This is a genomic window from Oleiphilus sp. HI0128 (genome assembly GCF_001635365.1).
Genome location: NZ_LWGG01001056.1, coordinates 1 through 3,572 on the forward strand (window position 1 = coordinate 1; position 3,572 = coordinate 3,572).

A 3,572-nucleotide genomic window follows, 5' to 3' on the forward strand; every position below is an offset into this window, starting at 1 on the left:
AGCGCCTACAAGCTTTACATCAACGGCAATCTTAGCGCCCAAAACGGTAAGCCCGGTTATTATCAGAGCACTGAAACGCCTGAGTTTAGACCCAGAGTAATCAAACTCACCAATCATGCTAGCGAACTAGATATCGTGATTCATCTGTCTAATCACCATTATCGCGAGGGCGGCATATGGTTTAGTCTACGCATGACGGGCGAGGCCGGCCGTTTCAATATGGAGTATCGTCCGATCATATCGGCAGTCTTCTTTGGCTCAATTCTAATTGCAATCGGCCTGTATAATTTTTCATTATTCGCCTTCCGCTCAAAAGAGGTTAGCGCTCTATACTTTGGTCTATTGTGCTTGGCTGTGGGCTTCAGGCGCTTAATGATTGATGAGCGGGTTCTGCACTTATTTGACTGGTTCAGCTGGGCAAGCCTCCAACGCCTTGAGCATTTAAGTTTTTACCTGACGCTTCCTTTCTTTATGGGCTTCTTTAGCGCCTTATACCGGAAATATATCCCGGCCTTTACCATGAGAGTCTCATGGGTGCTAATCACCCCCTTTGTCTTTATCTGCCTGGCATTCGAGAACCGAATATACACCGAGTTGAATGTGGCATTTCAGGTACTGGTATTAATTAGCGTCACCTTTGCAATGGCTATGTACTTAAAAGTTGTTCAAGCAGGTGGAAAACGGGTTAAAGCTTTTGGCGCCAGTTTACTTATTTTGGCGCTTACCGTTATTCATGATGTACTCAAAGCCAATGGTATTTTCGGCACACCTTTTAATGTCGCACATTTTGGCGTACTGGCTTTTGTTATCTCCCAGTCCATCGCCCTTCAACGGAACTATCTGAAGAACCTAGACTTAGTAGAGGCGATGTCGAAGCAACTAAAAAGTCGAAATAAAGAACTTATCGAAATGGATGCCTTCAAAGATGAGTTTTTGGCCACTACCTCTCACGAACTACGAACGCCTTTACAAGGTATCTCGGGGCTAGCAAAAGTATTAATCGAAAGTGATCAGCAGAGCTTAAGTCCAGACCAAAAAAACAAGATTGAGCTTATCTCTAACACCTCGCAGCGCTTGAATATCCTGGTGAACGACATTCTTGATTTTTCGAGTATCAAACATGGAAAGCTAAAACTGAATATCGCTCCCATAGATCTTCAGTCTATATCAGAGTTAGTACTTACCACCATGAAACCTCTTCTGGATAAGAAGCCTATTGAGTTAAAAGCAGAGATTTCACCTAAGGTTAGAAACTTAAATGCAGATGAGTTTCGCGTGCAGCAAATATTGATCAATATACTAGGCAATGCCGTCAAATATACCGAACAAGGCAAAATCACACTAAGCGCTTACCAGGTAGGAGAAGAAGTATTAATTAAGATCTCTGATACAGGTGTCGGTATCCCTGAAGAGAAACTACACAGCCTGTTTCGTCCCTTCGAGCAAGTCCATGTTGAAGGTCACCCTTCAGCAAGCGGAACCGGGCTCGGCCTAGCCATCAGTAAACAGCTTGTTGAATTGCACGGCGGTTCCCTAACGATTAAAAGCCAGGCCAATCAAGGCACAGATGTCACCCTATCCTTACCCGCTGGTTTGGTCAGCAATCAGGAAGCCAATAAGCAATTAGCTGAAACCGCTCTACCAGCCACTCAAGCACCTATTATCACTAAGGAAACTCAGGTTTCTACCAGCGAAACCTCTGCAAAACTACCCGATTTATCGTTTGAAGGCGGTAGCGAAGAAATGACTCCGCTGATATTTATCGTCGACGATGAACCCGTAAACCTGGAGCTGGTTTCCAGCCTGATGTCACAACAAGGTTATCGATATGAAGTCTTCCCGGATGGAATTAGCGCTCTAGCCAGGCTCAACCAACAAGTACCTGACCTGATATTACTCGACTTTATGATGCCAAAAATGAGCGGCATTGAAGTCTGCACCCTGGTTCGGAAGCAGTTCGACAGCTATGAACTCCCCATCATCATGCTGACAGCACGGCATCAAATATCCGATATTGTCAGCGCCCTGAGCCAAGGTGCCAATGATTACCTCATCAAGCCCTATCATAATAAAGAACTAATCGCCCGCGTAGAAAGTCAGCTAAGCGTAAGAAGGTGCTGGATCGCGAACCAGGAAAACCAGAAGCTTCGCAACGAGATCGCTAAACGAGAAGCCCTGGAAGAAGAGTTATCCGAACTTAATTCGAAGTTGCTTAACGTTCTGGATATTAGTGAAGAACTTATTATCGTCATCAACGAGCAACTCAATATTGCTTACACGAATGATAGAGCGCTACAAGAATTTAGCCACAAACTTGGTGAATCATCCGAGTCCAGCCTACTAGGGCGCCCCATTAGCGACTTCGTTTTGCCAGAGCTACTCTCTCAACTGGAGAAAGCGTTAGTCGAAAAGCCCGATTCGGCCTACTCAATAGACTTGATGAGTGAACCCGGCGAGCAGGCTGTATGGCACGCTTCCATCAAATACGTTAACGAGTCCGGTCAACCTTATTTAGCCTTGGTTATCGACCAAAGAGAACTGTCGCCAGAACAGGTTGAAGGTAAGCCTTTACAGACTGATAATGCCCTGGCAGCACTAACTCATGAGCTGAGCGAAAGTCGGCGTAAAATCAATGAAATTGAAGGGGCACTAAGGCATGTTCTCATTGATCCTGATCATGCGGGAGAGCAAATCAGTGAACAAATAGGCGATACAGACTCAGTTCAATGTATAGACTCTCCTCCAGCTCTTGAACACGATGATAAAACCGAATTTGATGGCAAAGAGCTTATTGTCGAACTGTTGAGGAACTCACTAAATATTTGGGAGCGCTCAACAAATAAGACAAAGGTTGACCTGGCAGAGCAAAGTCGCTGCTGGCGTGTATACGTGGACGGCACCACGGTTAAAACTCGAACCTTTGACAAGTACCTGAGCGCTCGTACTATCCCTGATAGGCCCAGGTGGCGAGCCGTAGTGCGCACGGCAAACTTCGTTTTGGCTAACTGCGACTTGAATGAACAAGATACACAGGAACTATCTGAACTAACCAGGCGTGTTGAAGACAACTATTCATAGGCTAGATCACTTGCAATCAATTCCCTCATCAGCTCACCCCCAAATAGAACCAAGGAAGTAAAATGGCAAAATATGATAAGCGGCACTCAAAAGGAAGCGAGCGGACGCTGGAAGAAGCTAATAAGCTGGCAAAAGCGAACCAACGCCCAGGCCAAACGAAAGAACAAACAAAAATCATTGCCCAGGGTATTCAAAAAGGGATTGAGCAGTATAAAAAACAGCACAAAGCCAAAAGCCGAGAGCTCGACAAGCAATTAAAAGCTGCAGAAAAAGCCAAACAGATGGCAAGCAGTAGTGAAGAAAAACAGCTTGAAGAGCATGTTCAGCCACCTAAAGCACAGACGTGGTTACCCTGGTCTTTACTCGTTTTATCATGGGTTTTGTTTGCAATATTCCAAGTAATATAAGAACTCATCTCGATGAAATTTGATTAGTTTTGAACCAAGTCTCACTGAAAACTCTGAATTTAACCTAAGTTACCTAAATTACCCTTC

Annotated in this window: 2 protein-coding genes; both read left to right on the top strand. The window is 44.8% G+C overall.

The window, feature by feature from the left end; all coding sequences use genetic code 11:
- The coding region (locus A3763_RS18005; RefSeq protein ID WP_156495156.1) for a response regulator at positions 1–3,078 on the top strand (3,078 nt) is incomplete at its 5' end.
- 62 nt (positions 3,079–3,140) lie between these two features.
- A complete protein-coding gene (locus tag A3763_RS18010) occupies positions 3,141–3,485 on the top strand; it encodes a DUF2956 domain-containing protein (protein ID WP_068512841.1) in 345 nt (114 codons plus the stop codon).
- The last annotated feature ends 87 nt before the right edge of the window (positions 3,486–3,572 follow it).

Excerpts from the sequence above, each read along its gene's own strand:
- A3763_RS18010 (WP_068512841.1), top strand. The coding sequence starts at position 3,141 with ATGGCAAAATATGATAAGCGGCACTCAAAAGGAAGCGAGCGGACGCTG.